Here is a 19,686-nt window from a genome sequence, read left to right as displayed (position 1 = left end):
AGTCTCCCCTCATGCCTGGTCGAAGCGCCACCATGCGCCGGTAACGGGCTTGCAGTGTTTTCGACCACACCCGTCACGGCCCCGGGGGCGCCCGGCGCTCCCTCCGGCCGTCCCCCGGCGCGTACCGGGAAGACCTCCAGGCAGGCACCAGCCGGGCACCGGGCAGGCACCGGGTGGCCACCGCACCTCCGCAAGTGAGCACGGTCTCTCCTTCGAACATCACAACGATCCACACACGATGCCCCGTTAGTGTGGTTGGTCTGCCCGCTCCTCTCCTCATTTGTGGGCAGCCGCTACGCCCGGAGGTGCCCGCCGTGTTTCTGTCCGTCGTGTCGACGCTGTCGGCCGCCGGGTCCGCCAAGGACCCCGCGAACCAGCTCGACGAGGCCCAGCAGAAGGCGACCAACGCCGCCGGCTGGATCGAGCAGAACTGGTCCGCCTGGCTCGGCATCGGGCTGCGCGTGGTGCTGATCATCGTGATCGCCACGGTGCTGCGCTCGGTGATCCGGCGCACGATCACCAAGCTCATCGAGCGCATGAACCGCGGCGCCCAGGCCGTCGACGGCACGGCGCTCGGCGGTCTCCTGGTCAACGCGGAGCGGCGCAGGCAGCGTTCCGAGGCGATCGGCTCGGTGCTGCGCTCGGTGGCCTCGTTCCTGATCATGGGCACGGCCGCGCTGATGATCCTCGGCATCTTCGAGATCAACCTGGCGCCGCTGCTCGCGAGTGCCGGTGTGGCCGGTGTGGCGCTGGGCTTCGGCGCCCGCAACCTCGTCACGGACTTCCTCTCCGGCGTCTTCATGATCCTTGAGGACCAGTACGGCGTCGGTGACGCAATCGACGCGGGCGTCGCCTCCGGCGAGGTCATCGAGGTGGGCCTGCGCGTCACCAAGCTGCGCGGCGACAACGGCGAGATCTGGTACGTGCGCAACGGCGAGGTCAAGCGCATCGGCAACCTCTCCCAGGGCTGGGCCACCGCCGGCGTGGACGTCGCAGTGCGCTCGGACGAGGACCTGGCGAAGGTGCGCGAGACGCTCACCGAGGTGGGCGCCGTGATGAGCAAGGAAGAGCCGTGGAACGAGCGGCTCTGGGGCCCGGTCGAGGTGCTCGGCCTGGACGCCGTCTACCTGGACCAGATGATCATCAGGGTCAGCGCCAAGACGATGCCGGGCAAGGCGCTCGGCGTGGAGCGGGAGCTGCGCTGGCGGATCAAGGAGGCCTTCGACGCCGCGGGCATCCGCATCGTGGGCCGCATGATGCTCGCCGCCGAGCAGGACGAGGACGGCAACCCGGCCCCGGCGGTCGCGGCCCCGTCCGCGTACGCCTCGGCGACCTCCCCTCAGTCGATCGCGGCGTCCCCGATCCCGCCGCCCAGCATGAGCAAGTAGCCGCTCTTCCCTCCGCACCCCCGTCGACAACCGGCGGGGGTGCGCCGCGTTCGCCCTCTTGACGGCACCCGGAAGCCCGCTGCTACGTTCCTCACCCAATAGGAAACCTTCCTAACAGATTCGGCTCAGTGCGAGTCCTGCGTACGGAGGGGACAGTACGAGTCCGGCGTACGGAGGAGCACGGCATGGCGGGGACTCCCCCCACGACACCCAGGACGACACCCGGGACGTCACCCGGGACGCCGGGTACACCGCGGGTGCTGCGGGCGATGAACGACCGGGCCGCGCTCGACCTGCTGCTCGCCCACGGCCCGCTCTCCCGCACCCGGATCGGCAAGCTGACCGGCCTCTCCAAGCCCACCGCGTCCCAGCTGCTCGCCCGCCTCGAAGCGGCCGGCCTGGTCGTGGCGACCGGCACGAGCGAGGGCCGCCCGGGCCCCAGCGCCCAGCTGTACGCGGTGAACGCCTCCGCCGCACACGTCGCCGCCCTCGACGTCACGCCCGAGCGCATCGTCGCCGCCGTCGCCGACATCACCGGCGCCGAGGCCGGCCGCTTCGAGCTGCGCACCCCCGGCCGCGGCGGCCAGGACGTCGTACGTCAGGTGCTCGCCTCGGTCGACGGTGCCGCGAAGGACGCCGGGCTCACCCGCGCCGAGCTGCACCGGGTGGTGATCGGCACACCCGGCGCCTTCGACCCGAACACCGGACGCCTCCGGTACGCCAGCCACCTGCCGGGCTGGCACTCCCCCGCGCTCCTCGACGAGCTGGCCGCCGCCCTGCCGATGCCGGTCGACTACGAGAACGACGTGAACCTCGCCGCCGTCGCCGAGCAGCGCCTCGGCGCCGCCCGCGAGGACCAGGACTTCGTCCTGCTGTGGAACCAGGAGGGCATCGGCGCCGCCCTCGTGATCGGCGGCCGGCTGCACCGGGGCTGGACCGGCGGCGCGGGCGAGATCGGCTTCCTGCCGGTGCCGGGCACCCCGCTCGTACGGCAGGTCGCCAAGGCCAACAGCGGCGGCTTCCAGGAGCTGGCCGGCGCCCAGGCGGTGCCCGGGATCGCCAAGTCCCTGGGCATCGACACCGCCGAGCAGCCGTACGCCGAGATGGCCGCCGCCCTCCTGAGACGGGCCGCCGAGGCCGAGGGGGAGGAGGGCGGCGACGCCGAGGCCCTGCGGGAGCTGCTGCGGCAGACCGCGCAGCGGATCGCGACCGGTCTCGCCGCCGTCGTCGCGGTGCTCGACCCCGGGCTCGTCGTCCTGTCCGGCGGCGTGACCTGCGCGGGCGGCGAACCGCTGCGCTCCCTGATCCAGTCCGAACTCGCCGAGCTGGCCGCCTCCCGGCCCCGGCTCGTCCTCGGCGAGGTGACCGAACAGCCGGTGCTGCGCGGCGCGTTGGAGAGCGCGCTCGCCGTCACCCGCGCCGAGGTCTTCGACACCTCCGCCCACTGACCTGCTCCACCCGCACGACACGCACGGCACCCGCACGGCACCCGCACGCTCCTGCCCCTGCCCCTGCCCCGCCGAGGGAGACACCGTCATGCGCAGAAACAGGTTCCTCCGCGTCGCCGTCCCCACCGCAGCCATATCGGTCCTCGCGACCGGCTGCGTGGGCTCCACCGAAACCGGTCCGAGCGACGATCCGAAGGCCAAGGCCACGATCACCTTCTGGCACGGCTGGACCGCGCCGTCCGAGGTGAAGGCCATCGACGAGAACATCGCGCGGTTCGAGAAGAAGCACCCGAACATCACCGTGAGGGTGGTCGGCGGGATCAACGACGAGAAGCTCAACCAGGCGCTGCGCGCGGGCGGTTCGAAGGGCCCGGACGTGGTGTCCTCGTTCACCACCGCCAACGTCGGGAAATTCTGCTCGTCCGGCGCCTTCGCCGACCTCGGCCCGTTCATCGAGAAGTCCGGGCTCGACCTGGAGAAGACCTTCTCGAAACCGCTGCTCGAATACTCCCAGTTCGAGGGCAAGCGCTGCGCCCTGCCGCTGCTCAGCGATGCGTACGGGCTCTACTACAACAAGGACGCCTTCGAAGAGGCCGGTGTCAAGGCGCCGCCGAAGACCTGGGAAGAGTTCGACAAGGTCGCCGAAAAGCTCACCAAGCACAAGGGCGGCAGCTACGAACAGCTCGGGTTCATGCCGAACTACCACGGCTACGAGACCGTCCCCTCGCACTACATCTCGCAGTGGAGCCCCACGTACTTCACGAAGGACGGCAAGTCCAACATCGCCAAGGACCCGTCGTTCAAGGAGATGTACACCTGGCAGCGGAACCTGGTGAAGAGGCTCGGCGGGTACGCGAAACTGGAAAAGTACCAGAAGACCTTCGGTGACGAATGGGGTGCCGAACACCCCTTCCACACCGGCCAGGTGGCGATGCAGCTGGACGGCGAGTGGCGGCTCGGCATGGCCGAGGCGACCGACCCCGGATTCGAGATCGGTGTGGCCCCGCTCCCCGTGCCGAAGGACCAGATCGACAGCTACGGCAAGGGTTATCTGTCCGGCACGATCATGGGGATCGCCCCGTCGAGCACGAAGCAGAACGCCGCCTGGGAACTCGTGAAATACATGACCACGGACACCGAAGCGGTCGTGCAGTTCGCCAACGCCATCAAGAACGTGCCGTCCACCAAGGCCGCCCTCAAGTCCCCGAAGCTGACGTTCGACCCGCGCTTCAAGACGTTCCTCGACATCGCGCGGCACCCGGACTCCAACACCAGTGACGGCGCGATCAACGGCATTACGTACCAGATGTCGCTGCAGAACTTCGGATACCAGGTCGAGAAGGGCGCCGTGCGGGACATTCAGGCGGGCCTGGAGAAGACCGCCCGGGAGATCGACACCGATATCGCGCAGGCCAAGTAGCCCGGGGATCACGGCACATGACCACGTACACGCTGCGCGCGAAGCGCAGAAGGTCGGCGCTGCGCACGGCGGCGTTCCTCTCCCCCTGGCTGATCGGCTTCGCCGTCTTCTTCGCCTATCCGCTGCTTTCGACCGTCTATTTCTCGTTCATGAAGTACGACGGTTTCGGCGCGCCCACCTGGAACTCGACCGCCAACTGGTCGTATGTCTTCGGCAGTTACACCATGTTCTGGCCGGCCCTGCGCAACACCCTGTGGCTGGTTCTGGTGATGGTGACGTGCCGGGTGGCGTTCGGGCTCGGCATCGGACTGCTCATCACGAAGATCAAGACCGGGGCCGGGGTGTTCCGCACCCTTTTCTATCTGCCGTATCTCGCGCCGCCGGTGGCCGCGACCCTGGCCTTCGTCTTCCTGCTCAATCCCGGCACCGGGCCGGTCAACAGCGCCTTGGAGGGAATCGGCCTCACGGCACCCGGCTGGTTCACGGATCCGGACTGGTCCAAACCCGCCCTGACCATGCTCGCGGTGTGGGGCGTCGGCGACCTGATGGTCATCTTCATGGCCGCACTCCTTGACGTACCGAAGGAGCAGTACGAGGCCGCCGAACTGGACGGGGCGAATTCCTGGCAGCGGTTCCGCTTCGTGACGCTGCCGAACATCTCGCCGATCGTGCTCTTCGCCGTCGTCACCGGAGTGATCCAGACGATGCAGTACTACACGCAGCCGATCGTCGCCTCCAAGGTCGCCTCCGGGATCATCGGCGGCAGCGGCCAGCAGTTCGAGCCCGGCTATCCGGAGAAATCCACGCTCACGCTGCCCCAGGTCGTCTACAACCTCGGCTTCCAGCGCTTCGACTACGGCTCCGCCTGCGTCGTCGCCCTGGTCCTCTTCGCCCTCGCCATGGCCTGTACCGCCCTGCTCATGCGGCGCCGGAGCGGACTCGTCGGGGCAGGTGAGCGATGAACCGGACCGCTCTGCTCCGCTGGGTCGGCGTGCATGCGCTCGGGGTCGCAGCCGCCCTGTTCTTCCTGCTGCCGTTCGTCTTCGTGCTGCTCACCTCGCTGATGAGCGACCAGCAGGCCCTGACCCGCGATCTCACCCCGAACACCTGGGAGTTCGGCAATTACCTCAAGGTCTTCGACACCCCCGGATTCCTCACCTGGTGGAAGAACTCCCTGCTGTACGCGGGGCTCGGCACCCTGCTCACCGTGCTCAGCTCGATTCCCGTCGCGTACGCCCTCGCCAGGTTCCGCTTCCGCGGCCGACGGCTCTCCCTGATGCTGGTCGTCTCGATGATGATGCTGCCGCCGCAGGTCGTCATCATTCCCATGTACCTGTTCTGGGTGAAGCAGTGGGACCTGGGCGGGACCCTGTGGCCGCTCATCATTCCGATGGCCTTCGGTGACGCGTTCTCCATCTTCCTGCTGCGCCAGTTCCTGCTGACCATCCCCGACGCATACCTGGACGCGGCACGGGTGGACGGCTGCGGCGAATTCCGGACCCTCCTGAAGGTCGTCCTGCCGATGGCGAAGCCGGGCGTCGCGGCCGTGGCCCTGTTCCAGTTCTTCTACTGCTGGAACGACTACTTCGGACCGCAGATCTACGCCTCCGAGAACCCCGCGGCCTGGACACTGAGTTACGGCCTGGAGTCATTCAAGGGCGCCCACCACACCGACTGGAATCTCACCATGGCCGCGACCGTCCTCGTCATGGCCCCCGTCATCGTCCTGTTCTTCTTCGCCCAGAAGGCATTCGTCGAGGGCATCACCCTGACCGGCGTCAAAGGCTGAGAGCCGTCCTCGTACGCCTGAGAAAGGTTCAACTCCCATGAAACTCGCAGTAGTCGGCGGCGGATCCACCTACACACCCGAACTCGTCGACGGCTTCGCCCGGCTCAGGGACGTCCTGCCCGTCGAGGAACTCGTCCTCGTCGACCCGGCCGCCGACCGCCTCGACCTGGTCGGAGGCCTCGCCCGCCGGATCTTCGCCAGGCAGGACCACGACGGCCGCGTCACCACCACCGCCGACCTCGACGCGGCCGTCGACGGCGCCGACGCCGTACTCCTCCAGCTCCGCGTCGGCGGCCAGGCCGCCCGCGAACAGGACGAGACCTGGCCCCTGGACTGCGGCTGCGTCGGCCAGGAGACCACCGGCGCGGGAGGCCTCGCCAAGGCGCTGCGCACCGTGCCCGTGGTCCTCGACATCGCCGAACGGGTCCGCCGCGCCAACCCCGACGCGTGGATCGTCGACTTCACCAACCCCGTCGGCATCGTCACCCGCGCGCTGCTCCAGGCCGGGCACAGGGCGGTCGGCCTGTGCAACGTCGCGATCGGCTTCCAGCGCCGCTTCGCCGCGACCCTCGGCGTCGACCCGTCGCAGATCTTCCTGAACCACGTCGGCCTCAACCATCTGACCTGGGAGAACGGCGTACGCCTCGGCGGCCCCGACGGCGAGGACCTGCTGCCCCGGCTGCTCGCCGAGTCCGGCGACGAGATCGCCGACAACCTCCGCCTGCCCCGCCCCGCCCTGGACCGCCTCGGCGTCATCCCCTCGTACTACCTGCGCTACTACTACGCGCACGACGAGGTCGTACGGGAACTCGCCACCAAACCGTCCCGGGCCGCCGAAGTGGCCGCCATGGAGAGCGAGTTGCTGAAGCTGTACGCCGACCCGGCGCTCGACGAGAAGCCCGCGCTGCTCGCCAAGCGGGGCGGCGCCTTCTACTCGGAGGCCGCCGTCGACCTCACCGCGTCCCTCATCGGCACCGGAGGCAGCCCGTACCAGGTGGTCAACGCCCGCAACGACGGAACGCTGCCGTTCCTGCCGGACGACGCGGTGATCGAAGTGCAGGCCCGCGTCGACGCACAGGGCGCCGCCCCGCTGCCGGTGCCCGAACTCGACCCGCTGCAAAGGGGGTTGATCGCCAACGTGTCCGCGTACGAGGAACTCGCCCTGGAAGCAGCCCTGCGCGGCGGCCGCGACCGGGTCTTCAAGGCGCTGCTCGCCCACCCGCTGATCGGGCAGTACGAGTACGCCGAGACGCTCACCGACCGGCTCATCGCCCACAACCGGGAGCACCTCGCGTGGGCGTGACAGCGGCGGACCCCAGGGGGGCCGTGCTCGCCGTCGACGCAGGCAACAGCAAGACCGACGTGGCCGTGGTGACGCCCGACGGGCGGGTCGTCGGGGCGGCGCGCGGCGCGGGGTTCCAGCCGCCGCGCGTGGGCGTGCAGCGGGCCGTCGACGGGCTCGCGGACACGGTCGTACGGGCGCTCGCCGAGGCCGGGCTCGACCGGGTCGCGCATGTGTCGGCGTGCCTGGCCAATGCCGATCTGCCGGTCGAGGAGCGGGAGTTGACCCAGGCGCTGCGGGCCCGGGGGTGGGGGCGCACGGTCGACGTACGCAATGACACCTTCGCGATCCTGCGCGCCGGACTGCCCGCCGGTGCGCTGCCGCTCGGGGTCGCCGTGGTGTGCGGGGCGGGCATCAACTGCGTGGGCATGACCCCGGACGGCCGCACGGCGCGCTTCCCGGCGGTCGGACGCATCTCCGGGGACTGGGGCGGGGGCTGGGGCCTGGCGGAGGAGGCCCTGTGGCACGCGGCCCGCGCGGCGGACGGCCGGGGCGGGCCCACGGAACTGGCCCGCGCCCTGCCCGCGCACTTCGGCCTGGCCGACATGGCCGCGCTGATCGAGGCCCTGCACCTGGGCCGCATCGAGGCGGCACGGCGGCACGAACTGTCCCCGGTGCTGTTCGCCACGGCGGCGGCCGGGGACCCGGTGGCCCGCTCCCTGGTCGAGCGGCTCGCGGCCGAGGTGGTCGCGATGGCCACGGTCGCCCTCGACCGCCTCGACCTGTCGGACGCGGACGTTCCGGTGCTGCTCGGCGGCTCGATCCTCGCGGCCGGCCACGCCGACCTGGACACGGCCATCCGCACCCGCCTCACGGCCCGCACCCCGAAGGCGGCCCCTCTGGTGGTGACGGCCCGCCCGGTCCTGGGCGCGGGTCTGCTGGGGCTGGACCGGACGGGGGCGGACGAGTCGGCTCACGCACGACTGCGGGCGTACTACGCGCCGAGCGGGGGCTGATCCTTTCCCCTCCTCGCCGGAAACTGAACTCGCCCGCACACCGCCCAGGTTGGCGCCCAGGTTGGCGCCCAGGGAACCGATCACCCCCCTAACACGTGTACAAGGACAGGGGCTGGCGCCCAAGTTCCCGTTGCGCTACGAACAAGATCCAGGAAAGCGCGGCGCCGTTGTCAGTCCCTGCGGTCATACTGGACGGCCTGGGGAGCGGTGACCGTCGGATGACCACGGGGGAGGTCGAGAGGTGACAGACCCGCACAGCGGCAGCGCCGTGCCACGGCGGCGCACCGCCTTCGCCGAGGGCGCGGAGCACCTGCGCGCCGCGGCGACGACCGAGCCCGGCAGGCTGCGCATCATCGGCGCCGTACTCGCCCTGCTCGTCATCGCGTTCGGCGCCGTCACCGCCTGGCAGACCTCCGGCCGCGCGGCCGCCGCGGAGGATGTCATCGAGCGCAGCCAGCCCCTCACCGCCGACGCCGCCGCGATCTACGTCTCCCTGGCCGACGCCAACACCGCCGCCGCGAGCGGCTTCCTCGCCGAGGGCCAGGAACCCGCGGCGGTCCGCGAGCGGTACGAGGACGACATCGCGACGGCCGCCCGCAAACTCACCACCGCCGCCGCCAACAGCAAGGGCTCCGGCACCGCGAGCGACGGGATAGCGAAGCTCAACGCCCTCCTCCCGGAGTACGCGGAACGCATCGAGACAGCCCGTACGTACAACCGCCAGGGCCTCCCCCTCGGCGGTGCGTACCTGCGCAACGCCAACGACCTGATGCAGACGGAGATGCTCCCCGCCGCCAAGGAGCTCTACGACGCGGAGAAGGCCCGCCTGGGCGCCGACTACGACGCGGCGAAGTCGTACCCGTGGGCCGCGATAGCCCTCGGCCTGCTCGCCCTGGCCGCCCTGGCGTGGGCCCAGCGCCGCAACTACCGCAGGACGAACCGGGTGTTCAACCTCGGCCTGGTCACCGCGACCGGCACGGCCGCCGCCGTCCTGCTGTGGCTGCTCGCCGGGCACACGGTCGCCTTCGCCGCCCTGTCCGACTCGTACGACAACGGCGTGCGCTCGCTCAACGTCCTCAACGACGCCCGGATCAGCACCCTCCAGGCCCGCAGCAACGAGAACCTGACCCTGGTCGCGCGCGGCGCGGTCACGGTCCCGGTCGGCCCGAACGCCGGGCAGGACAAGTACGACGTGGACTACCGCGCCCTGATGCGGAAGCTCGGCGACGGCGGCACGGACCGGGCCGGCATGGGCACCCTCGGCGCGGCCCTGCACCACGCCGACGACGACGACGGCCGGGTGCCCGTCGAGAAGGCGATGGGGGCCGTGAAGGAATGGCAGAAACGCCACAAGGCCGCCCGCGACGCCGATATGCAGGGGGATTACGAGAAGGCCCGCGACCGCGTCATAGGCGACGACGAGGCGACCGGCGAGTCCTTCGACCGGGCCGATCAGGCCTTGGAGCAGGCCGTGGCGCATGAACAGCGGGACTTCAGGGGAGCCGCCCAGGACGGCCGCGGCGCGATGACGGGGCTGCCCGTCGGCGCGGCGGTGGTCGCGGTGCTCGGCGCGACGGGCGCCGTGCTCGGCATCGGCCGCAGGCTTTCGGAGTACCGATGAGCCCGATGAGAGCGACAAGAGCGACGGACCCGTCGGGAGCGACGCGAGGGGGCGGGATGACGCGGAAGCAGCGCGGCGACGGCTTCTTTCCGGCACGCGTCCTGCCCGGCCGGCTGCGCGGCTGGGGCGGGGTGGTCGCGATGGCCCTCGCCTGCGTCCTGACGGCCCTGTTCACCCTGCTCCCGCTGTCCCGCACGGGCCCCGACGGCCCCATCGGCACGGGCGGCCCGGGACTCGGCGTGACCCGCCCCGCCGCGGCCGACGACTGCACGCCCGAGTCGGCGGTGCGCAGCCTGCGTCCGAGCAAGGACGAGGGGCCCACGGTCAAGGAGATCAAGGAGCGCGAGGACAAGCCGAACAAACTGATCGTCGGCGTAGACCAGAACAGCTACCGCTGGGGGTACCGCAACCCGTCCACCGGCGATCTGGAGGGCTTCGACATCGACCTGGTGCGGGCCATAGCCGACGCCCTGCTCGGCGACCCGGACGCGGTGGTCTACCGCGCGGTGCCCACCAACCAGCGTGTGCAGGCCGTCCAGTCCGGGCAGGTCGACATGGTGGTGCGGACGATGACGATCACCTGCAAACGCGTCGAGGACGTCGCGTTCTCGACGGCGTACTTCGAGACCGGGCAGCAGCTCCTCGTCCCCAAGGACTCGAAGATCACCGGGTACGACGCGTCGCTGAAGGGCAAGCGGCTGTGTACGGCCGCGGGTTCGACGGCTGAGTCCGAGCTCAAGCAGAGGTCGTTCGGCGCCGATGTCTCCACCACGGTGCCCAACCAACTCGACTGTCTGGTAAGGCTCCAGCTGGGCGAGGTGGACGCGGTCGTCACCGACAGCGCGCTCGCCGCGGGCCAGGCCGCGCAGGACCCGACGGTGCAGCTGGTCGGCGACCCCTTCACCACCGAGTACTACGGCGTGGCGATGAGCAAGGAGTCGCCCGACCTGGTCCGCCAGGTCAACCAGGTCCTGGTCGACTACCGCAAGAGCGACTGGGACAAGGCGTACGAGGACTGGCTCGCGGACGATCTGAAGAACGTCGACGGACCACCGAAGCCGAAGTACCGCGAGGACTGAGGCAAGGCGAGCCGGACCGGACGGGGCGGACCGGACGAGCCAGGCCAACGAAGAAGTACCGAAAACGAACCGCCGGACCGGCACAGCGAGAGGTGATCGATGGGCGTCGCGGGACCCGCAGGACCCGGACCCGTCCCCGGACCTGTCATGGACAGGGACGAGGTGGACCGCGCCCTGGCCCGGCTCGGCGCCGAGCACGAGGCCGTGGAGACGTCCCTGCTGGCCCTGCAGGACCACGCGGGCCGCAGACTCCTGGAGGGCGCCGAGCTGACCGGCGTCACGGCGGACCGCTGGGCCGCCGCCGACCAGGCCGTCACCCGCCTGTGGGCGTACTTCGACGCGTACTCCGCGGCCCTGACCGGCGCCCGTGAACTGCGCGCGCGCAGACGCTGGTCGAGCCGGGAGGACCTCGTCGAGCTCACCGAACTCCTTCGCGGCCGATCCGTCACGGTCTCCGCGGGACCGCCCCCGACCGGCGCCCCGGAGTCCCTGACCGGCCCCGCCCGGCTCAGCGAGGAGTTCACGCTGCCCGAACTGGTCGAGCGGATGAACGAGTTGTACGCCTCGTCCCTCGACGTGGTCGTGGCCGCCGACGCCGTCTGGTCCGCGCTGCCCGCCCGGATCGACCTCCTCGCCGCCGAGCTGCACCGCACCCGCAAGCTCGCCGCCTCCGTGGGCGTACGACCGGGTGAGCACCCCGCGGGTGACGATCTGGAGCGGATCACCCGGGAGTTGACGGAGCTGCGCGCCCAGGTGATCTCCGACCCGCTGGCCTTCTGGCGTGCCAGGAGCGGCAGTTCGGCCCCTGGCGGCGGCCGCCCCGACACCGAGCGGTACGACCACGAGGCGCGCGCGCTCGAAGACGTGCGCCGGGAGATCGACGCCGTGCTCACCGTCCGCCAGGACGCCGAGGCGCGCCTCGGCCGGCTGCGGGACGTGCTCTCCCGCGCCGACCGCACCCTGGCGGAAGCCCGTACGGCCCGCGGGGAGGTGCTCGCCAAGATCGCCGCGACGGAAGTGCCCGCGGTCAGCGGACCGCCCACCGCGCTGCACGAACAGCTCGCGGCCGCCGCCGAGTACCGCAGGCACGGCCAGTGGAACCGGCTCTCCCCGCTCCTGGAGTCCCTGGAGCGACGGGCGGAGGACGAACTCCTGCGCGCCCGCGAGTCGTTGACCGCCGTCACGGCCCCGCTCGCGGTCCGCGCGGAGCTGCGCGGCCGCCTCGACGCGTACCGGGCGAAGGTCGCCCGGCACGGCGCCGCCGAGGACCCGCTGCTGATCGAGCGGTACGACGCGGCCCGCCGCATGCTGTGGAGCGCGCCCTGCGACCTGCGGGTCGCCGAGGACGCCGTCCTTCGCTACCAGTACGCGGCGGCGGAGCTCCTCTCCGGCCGCGTACCGCAGCAGCACACGCCCGACGACGGCAGGGGGACCGATGGCGGCAGGTGAGAAGGCACCCGTGACCGAGGAGCGCAGAGACTGCCAACGCCCGGACTGCGAGGGCCGTTACGAGGACATGGGCGGCGGCGAGCTGTACTGCGACGTCTGCGGTCTGGCCCCGGTCGTGGCACCGCACGGCCTGCTCGCGTCCGCGCCGACGGGCCTCACCGCGCCCGCCCGCGGCAGCACCTCGGCCCGCTCCTCCCGGTCCTCGCGCTCCTCGCGGTCGTCCACGTCCCGGCGCTCGGTCTCCGGCCGGCTGACCCGCTCCATGTCGGGCCCGGCCTCCGCCCGTTCCGTCTCGGTGCGCAGCTCCGGCTCGCCGTCCGGTGCCTCGGGGCGCGGGCGGCTCGGCGTGGGCCTGGTCGAGGTGCCGCAGGTGCCGCGTCCCGACCCGCGCGCGATGGTCCAGGCGGACCCGGAGGTCCCCGAGAGGAAGCGGTTCTGCTCCCGCTCGGACTGCGGTGCGCCGGTGGGCCGCGCGCGCGGCGACCGCCCGGGGCGGACGGAAGGGTTCTGCACCAAGTGCGGCCACCCGTACTCGTTCGTGCCGAAGCTCAGCTCCGGCGACATCGTGCACGGGCAGTACGAAGTGGTGGGCTGCCTCGCGCACGGCGGGCTCGGCTGGGTCTATCTCGCCATCGACCGTGCGGTGTCCGACCGTTGGGTGGTCCTCAAGGGCCTGCTCGACACCGGCGACCAGGACGCGATGGCCGCGGCCATCTCCGAGCGCCGCTTCCTCGCCGAGATCGAGCACGCCAACATCGTCCGCATCTACAACTTCGTCGAGCACCTCGACCAGCGCACGGGCTCCCTCGACGGCTACATAGTGATGGAGTACGTCGGCGGCAAGTCCCTCAAGGAGATCGCCAACGAGCGCCGCACGGCGGAGGGCCGACGCGACCCGCTCCCGGTCGAGCAGGCCTGCGCGTACGGCATCGAGGCCCTGGAGGCGCTCGGCCACCTGCACAGCCGCAACCTCCTGTACTGCGACTTCAAGGTCGACAACGCGATTCAGCAGCAGGACCAGCTGAAGCTGATCGACATGGGTGCCGTGCGCCGCCTCGACGACCACGAGTCGGCGATCTACGGCACGGTCGGGTACCAGGCGCCCGAGGTCGCGGAGGCCGGCCCGTCCGTCGCGTCCGACCTCTACACGGTCGCGCGGACGCTCGCGGTCCTGACCTTCGACTTCCAGGGGTACACGAACTTCTTCGTGGACTCCCTGCCCGACCCCGGCAACATCGAGGTCTTCCAGCGGTACGAGTCGTTCTACCGCCTCCTGGTCCGCGCCACCGACCCCGACCCGGCCCGCCGGTTCGCCTCCGCGCAGGAGATGGCCGAGCAGCTGACGGGCGTGCTGCGCGAGGTCGTCGCCCTCCAGTCGGGCCGCCCGCGCCCGGCCCTGTCCACGCTGTTCGGGCCCGAAGCGCGGGTTACGGACACGGAGTTGTTCGTGGAGCAGGACGGGGAGGTATCGCGGTTGGGCGCACGGGGAGTGCCCGGAACTCCGGGTTCCGAGGGCCACCCCGCTGCTGGGCGGCTCGTCCGCCCCCTCGACACCGCCGCGACCGCGCTCGCCCTTCCCGTGCCGCTGGTCGACGCGGGCGATCCCAACGCCGGGTTCCTGGCGGGCCTGATGGCCTCCGCGCCGGCCGAGCTGATCGCCGCGCTCGACGCCGCCGCCGCGCCCTCGGTCGAGCTGCGCCTGCGCGAGCTGCGGGCCCGCCTGGAGACGGGCGAGCTGCACGCCGCGGTGCGCTGTCTCGACGAGCTCGAACACGGCCACCCGGACGACTGGCGGGTGATCTGGTACCGCGGCCTGACGGCCCTGACCACCGGCGACTTCGAGACCGCCGCGCTCTCCTTCGACGCCGTCTACGACGCGTTCCCCGGCGAGCCCGCGCCGAAGCTGGCCCTCGGCGTCTGTGCCGAGGTGCTCGGGCAGTTGGACAACGCCGCCGAGTACTACCGCCTGGTGTGGACCGCCGATCCGGGGTACGTCAGCGCGGCGTTCGGGCTCGCGCGGGTCCAGCTGGCCGCGGGCGACCGGCGGGCGGCGGTGCGTACCCTGGAAGCCGTTCCGGAGGCGTCGATTCACTTCACGGCGGCCCGGATCGCCGCCGTACGCGCCCGACTTCGGGACCAGGCGGTGCACGAACCGCTGCTCGACGATCTGACCGCCGCCGCCGGGCAGGTCGAGGCGCTGCAGCACTTCGGTCTGGACGCGGTCCGCCGCGAACAACTGTCGGCCGAGGTCCTGGGGACCGCCCTTGACTGGGTGCTCTCCGGGAGCCGGGGCACTACTGCGCCGCCGCAGGGCCCCGGGGAGACCGTGCTGCTCGGCAGCAGTCTGGACGAGCGTGGCCTGCGCTTCGGGCTCGAACGCTCGTACCGGACGCTCGCCAGGCTGGCCAAAGGCGGCGCCGAAAGGATCGAACTGGTGGAGCGGGCCAACCGTTTCCGCCCCCGGACGTGGGTGTGATTGATGTCGCAGATGCACCAGGTGACCCCCGGGTCTCCTTGGCCGACGTGCCCCAGCTGTGCCGAACCGCTGGAGTCGGGTGACCTGTTCTGCGGAGCGTGCGGGTACGACCTGTCGGCCGTGCACGCACAGCAGGAGGACCACCCCACGGTCGCCATCAGCCCCGGCGCGGCGTCGCCGGCCGCCGACCCGGCTCCGGCCTCTCCGGCCTCACCGGCCTCTCCCGCCCCGCCGGGCGCTCCGGTCGAGTGGCCCGAGGCCCGGGAGGTGGACAGCGCGGACGTACCGGCCCCCGTGCACCTGCCCAGCGACCTCGCGGGCACGGACTCGGCCGACGCCGAACTCCCGGCCGCCGCACGCCCACTCGGCGCGGAACACACCCCGGGCTCGGAACGCCCGCCGGGCGCGGATCACTCCGTACCGCCCCTGCCGGATGCGCCACCCATGCCGGACGTACCGCCCATGCCGGGTGTTCCGCCCGCGCCACAGGCCCCGGCCGCCCCCGGCCCCGACCCTGCCCCCGACCCTGCCGCCGCCGCTGCCGCTGCCGCTGCCGCTGCCGCGAACGGCCTCGGCGACTTCGACGAGCCGTCCACGCCGTCCCGCGGCACGCCCGATCCGCGTACGGCCACGCCCACACCCACTCCCCCGGCGGGCACAAAGCTCTGCGTGGCCTGCCGCGCGGGCCGTGTCGACCGGGACGGCTACTGCGAGCGCTGCGGGCACGCCCAGCCGCGCGAACGCGACCACATGGAGCAGGAGTTGGACGCGGTGGCCGCCGTCAGCGACCGCGGCCTGCGCCACCACCGCAACGAGGACGCGTTCGCGGTCTCCGCCACCGCCCTGCCCGACGGCTCCCCCGCGGTCGTCGCCGTGGTCTGCGACGGAGTCTCCTCCGCGACACGGCCCGACGAGGCCTCGGTCGCCGCCGCCCAGGCCGCCAACGAGTCGCTGCTCGCCGCGCTGCCCCGCGAGGTCCACCCGCAGCAGGCCATGCACGACGCGATCATCGCCGCGTCCGAGGCGGTCAACTCCCTTGCGGAACAAGGCGGTCCGGCGGCGGAGCACGACCACCACCAGAACGCCCCGGCCTGCACGATCGTCGCCTCGGTCGTCGCGGGCGGCCTGCTCGTCGTCGGCTGGGTCGGCGACTCCCGCGCGTACTGGATCCCGGCCGACCGTTCCATCCCCGCCGCCCGCCTCACCGAGGACGACTCCTGGGCGGCGCAGATGGTCGCCGCGGGCCTGATGAACGAGGCGGAGGCGTACGCGGACGAGCGGGCCCACGCCATCACGGGCTGGCTCGGCGCGGACGCGTACGAACTGGAGCCGCACACCGCGTCGTTCAAGCCCGACCGGCCCGGTGTGGTCGTCGTCTGCACGGACGGCCTGTGGAACTACGCGGAGGGCGTCGAGGAGATGTCGGCCGCCGTGCCCGCCGATGCCGGCAGCCGGCCTTTGCACAGCGCCCAGGTCCTCGTCGGCCACGCCCTGGACGGCGGCGGGCACGACAACGTAACAGTGGCGGTGCTGCCGTTCCCCGTCGCGTCACCGGGGGCAGGCTCGGCCTGACGGGTCCCGCGGAAGCGGCGGGGGAATCAGGGGGAATCAGGGGCATCAAGGGGGAGGCACTTTTCCATGGCCAATTTCGCGAAACTCAAGGGTCCGCAGTTCGCCGTAGAGGTCTATGCGAACGAGTACCTGCCGGAGGGCGGCCGCGAGGTCAACGCCATCGTGACGGTGACGTCGACCGGCGGCGGCACGACGGGGGGCGGCACGACCGGCGGCGGCACGACCGGCGGCCGCGCACCGGGCGCCACGGGCCCGGACACCGCCGTGGCGATCATGGTGGACTGCTCGGGTTCGATGGACTACCCGCCGACGAAGATGCGCGGCGCCCGCGAGGCCACGGCCGCCGCGATCGACGCGCTGCGCGACGGCGTCCGCTTCGCGGTGATCGCGGGCACCCACGTCGCCCAGGAGGTCTACCCGGGCTCCGGCGGACTCGCCGTCGCCGATCCCCGTACGCGCGAACAGGCCAAGCAGGCGCTGCGCCGGCTCTCCGCGGGCGGCGGCACCGCCATCGGCACCTGGCTGCGCCTGGCCGACCTGCTCCTGAACTCCGACGACGTCCCGGACACCGCCGTACGCCACGGCATCCTGCTGACCGACGGGCGCAACGAGCACGAGTCGCCCGAGGACCTGCGGGCCGCCCTGGACGCCGCCGCCGGCCGCTTCACATGTGACGCACGCGGCGTCGGCACGGACTGGGAAGTGAAAGAAGTCACGGGAATCGCCTCGGCACTGCTCGGCTCGGCCGACATCGTGGCCGACCCGGCCGGACTGACCGCCGACTTCACCCAGCTCATGGAGACGGCGATGGGCAAGGAGATCGCCGACGTCGCGCTGCGGCTGTGGACGCCGATGGGCGCGGAGATCAAGTTCGTGAAGCAGGTCGCGCCCACCGTCGAGGACGTGACCGACCGCCGCACCCCCGTCGGCCCCCGCGCGGGCGACTACCCCACCGGCTCCTGGGGCGACGAGTCCCGTGACTACCACGTATGCGTCGAGGTCCCGGACGCCGGAATCGGCCAGGAGATGCTCGCGGCCCGCGTCTCCCTGGTGATCGACCGCGGCGACGGCAACGCCCAGAGCCTCTCGCAGGGCCTGGTACGGGCGGTCTGGACGGACGACCTGGTGGCCTCCACGGCGATCAGTCCCCAGGTCGCGCACTACACAGGGCAGGCCGAACTGGCGCAAGTCATCCAACAGGGCCTCGACGCCCGCAAGTCCGGCGATACGGACAGCGCAACGGCCAAGCTGGGCCGCGCCGTTCAGCTGGCCGCGGGCTCGGGCAACGCGGATACGGCCAAGCTCCTTGCCAAGGTGGTCGACGTCGTCGACGCGGCGACGGGTACTGTGCGACTGAAAGCGAAGGTCGAAGAGGCCGACGAGATGACTCTCGAGACCAGGTCGACCAAAACGGTTCGCGTCAAGAACGTGCAGAAGTAAGAACCTGCAGGAGTGAAGGAGAGGGGGAGCGCCGACATGCCGACCTGCCCGAACGGACACCAGTCGGGTTCCGACGACTGGTGCGAGGTCTGCGGCCAACGCATGGCAGGAGCAGGCGCGCCGGCCGGTGCGATGCCTCCGCCGCCCCCGCCGCCCCCGGCGGCCGGTGGTTACGGCTACCCGCAGCAGCAGGCCGGCCCGCCCGCCCCCGGCGGTGGGTACGGCTACCCGCAGCCGGGTGCCGGAGGCCCGCAGGAGAGCTGCCCGCAGTGCAACACCCCGCGCGAGGCGAACGCCCCGTTCTGCGAGGAGTGCCGGTGGAACTTCCTCACCAACACCGCGACGTCGTTCGCACCCGCGCCCCCGGCCCCGCCGGCGCCTGGCCTGAACCTGCCGCCCGGCTTCGCGCAGGCAGGACCGCCGTCCGGCGGCGGTGAGTACACGAGCTCGCGGCCCTCGCAGATGAACCGCCCGGCGGAGCCGCTGCAGCCGGACGCGTCGATGCCGTCGATGCCGTCGCCTCCGCCTCCGCCGATGCAGGGCGGCCCGCAGCAGCCCCCGGCTCCGCAGGCACCTCAGGCACCCCAGGCTCCGCAGGGCATGCAGGGTCCACCGCCGCCCGGCTTCCCGGACATGTCTCAGGGCGGTCCCGGTCCTCAGGGTTCGCTCGGTGGGCCCGGCCCGCAGGGCGGTCCTCAGCAGGGTCCGCCGCCCGGCTTCCCGGATGCCTCGCAGGGCGGTCCCGGTGCGCTCGGTGGGCCCGGCCCGCAGGGCGGTCCCGGTCCGCAGCAGGGTCTGCCGCCCGGCTTCCCCGACGCTCCGCACGGTGGCCCTCAGGGTGGGCCCGGCCCCCAAGGCGGTCCCGGTCCGCAGCAGGGCCCGCCGCCCGGCTTCCCGCAGGGGGGTCCGCAGTCGCCGCCGCCTCCGCCGAACCTCGGTGGCAACGACGACTGGATGATCCCGCCGCCGTCAGGCCAGGCCCCGCCGTCCCCGCAGGAGTCCATGGCGCCGCCGGCACCTCCGGCTCCCGCCCCGGCCCCGCCGCAGCCCGGCTTCCCGGACCAGGGTCCTGGCGGACCCGGCGGTCCTGGCCAGGGATTCCCAGAGCAGGGCTTCCCAGACCAGGGCTTCCCGGGCCAGGGCTTCCCCGATCAGGGTCAGCCGGGTCCGGGCCAGCCGGGTCTGGGCCAGCCGGGTCCGCAGGGTCAGTCCGGCGGCCCCGGTCTGCACGGCCAGCCCGGTCCCGGCCAGGGCCCCGGCTTCCCGCCGCAGAACCAGGCGCCCGCGGGCTGGACGGCCACGATCGGTCCCGACCGCGAGTACTTCATGGCGATGATGCACCGCAGCGGCCCCGAGGCCTCCAGCCTCAACCTGCCCGCGTACTCCCCGGAGCAGCAGCGTCAGCTGGTCGGCAACCAGCTCACGATCGGCCGCCGCCGCCACTCCACCGGTGACACCCCCGACATCGATCTGTCGGTGCCGCCGGAGGACCCGGGCGTCTCGCACCAGCACGCGGTCCTGGTGCAGCAGCCGGACGGCAGCTGGGCGGTCGTCGACCAGAACTCCACCAACGGCACCACGGTCAACGGCGGCGAGGACCCGATCCAGCCGTTCGTCCCCGTACCGCTGCAGGACGGCGACCGCGTGCACGTCGGCGCCTGGACGACGATCACGGTCCGGCGCGGCTGACGGAGCGCACAGCAGGA

General features: G+C 72.0%; 14 protein-coding genes. All 14 read left to right on the top strand.

Annotated elements, in window-relative coordinates; genetic code table 11:
- Positions 1-320: 320 nt before the first annotated feature.
- The 14 genes from RCO28_RS00140 (at position 321) to RCO28_RS00075 (ending at position 19,669) form a co-directional block, all read left to right on the top strand.
- On the top strand, positions 321-1,388 hold the full coding sequence (locus RCO28_RS00140) for a mechanosensitive ion channel family protein (RefSeq protein WP_308939641.1): 1,068 nt from the start codon (positions 321-323) through the stop codon (positions 1,386-1,388).
- A gap of 269 nt (positions 1,389-1,657) precedes the next feature.
- On the top strand, positions 1,658-2,836 hold the full coding sequence (locus tag RCO28_RS00135; RefSeq protein WP_308938815.1) for an ROK family transcriptional regulator: 1,179 nt from the start codon (positions 1,658-1,660) through the stop codon (positions 2,834-2,836).
- A gap of 88 nt (positions 2,837-2,924) precedes the next feature.
- Positions 2,925-4,256: an ABC transporter substrate-binding protein gene (locus RCO28_RS00130; protein ID WP_308938814.1), complete on the top strand. Its 1,332-nt coding sequence runs from the start codon at positions 2,925-2,927 to the stop codon at positions 4,254-4,256.
- A gap of 17 nt (positions 4,257-4,273) precedes the next feature.
- Positions 4,274-5,218 carry a sugar ABC transporter permease gene (locus tag RCO28_RS00125; protein ID WP_308938813.1) on the top strand — a complete coding sequence of 315 codons (945 nt, stop codon included), beginning with the start codon at positions 4,274-4,276 and terminating at the stop codon, positions 5,216-5,218.
- Positions 5,215-6,045, top strand: a complete 831-nt coding sequence (locus RCO28_RS00120; protein WP_308938812.1) for a carbohydrate ABC transporter permease — start codon at positions 5,215-5,217, stop codon at positions 6,043-6,045. Before RCO28_RS00125 ends, RCO28_RS00120 begins: the two co-directional genes overlap by 4 nt.
- Before the next feature lie 37 nt (positions 6,046-6,082).
- A complete protein-coding gene (locus tag RCO28_RS00115; RefSeq protein ID WP_308938811.1) occupies positions 6,083-7,348 on the top strand; it encodes a 6-phospho-beta-glucosidase in 1,266 nt (421 codons plus the stop codon).
- Positions 7,339-8,343 carry a BadF/BadG/BcrA/BcrD ATPase family protein gene (locus RCO28_RS00110; protein WP_308938810.1) on the top strand — a complete coding sequence of 335 codons (1,005 nt, stop codon included), beginning with the start codon at positions 7,339-7,341 and terminating at the stop codon, positions 8,341-8,343. Before RCO28_RS00115 ends, RCO28_RS00110 begins: the two co-directional genes overlap by 10 nt.
- Positions 8,344-8,584: 241 nt before the next feature.
- Positions 8,585-9,964, top strand: coding sequence for a hypothetical protein (locus RCO28_RS00105; protein WP_308938809.1), 1,380 nt, complete (start codon positions 8,585-8,587; stop codon positions 9,962-9,964).
- Positions 9,965-10,020: 56 nt separating this feature from the next.
- Complete coding sequence (locus RCO28_RS00100) at positions 10,021-11,043, top strand: glutamate ABC transporter substrate-binding protein (RefSeq protein ID WP_308938808.1); 1,023 nt, start codon at positions 10,021-10,023, stop codon at positions 11,041-11,043.
- A gap of 99 nt (positions 11,044-11,142) precedes the next feature.
- Positions 11,143-12,492, top strand: coding sequence for a hypothetical protein (locus tag RCO28_RS00095; protein WP_308938807.1), 1,350 nt, complete (start codon positions 11,143-11,145; stop codon positions 12,490-12,492).
- Positions 12,479-14,968, top strand: a complete 2,490-nt coding sequence (locus RCO28_RS00090) for a tetratricopeptide repeat protein (protein WP_308938806.1) — start codon at positions 12,479-12,481, stop codon at positions 14,966-14,968. Before RCO28_RS00095 ends, RCO28_RS00090 begins: the two co-directional genes overlap by 14 nt.
- 3 nt (positions 14,969-14,971) lie before the next feature.
- A complete protein-coding gene (locus tag RCO28_RS00085; protein ID WP_308938805.1) occupies positions 14,972-16,540 on the top strand; it encodes a protein phosphatase 2C domain-containing protein in 1,569 nt (522 codons plus the stop codon).
- 66 nt (positions 16,541-16,606) lie between these two features.
- Positions 16,607-17,980, top strand: a complete 1,374-nt coding sequence (locus RCO28_RS00080; RefSeq protein ID WP_308938804.1) for a VWA domain-containing protein — start codon at positions 16,607-16,609, stop codon at positions 17,978-17,980.
- Between the two features lie 36 nt (positions 17,981-18,016).
- Positions 18,017-19,669 carry an FHA domain-containing protein gene (locus RCO28_RS00075; RefSeq protein ID WP_308938803.1) on the top strand — a complete coding sequence of 551 codons (1,653 nt, stop codon included), beginning with the start codon at positions 18,017-18,019 and terminating at the stop codon, positions 19,667-19,669.
- The last annotated feature ends 17 nt before the right edge of the window (positions 19,670-19,686 follow it).

It is taken from the genome of Streptomyces sp. LHD-70 (genome assembly GCF_031157275.1).
Classification (GTDB): domain Bacteria; phylum Actinomycetota; class Actinomycetes; order Streptomycetales; family Streptomycetaceae; genus Streptomyces.
Note: the sequence above shows the minus strand (reverse complement) of the source record. Positions and strands in the feature narration are given on the sequence as shown.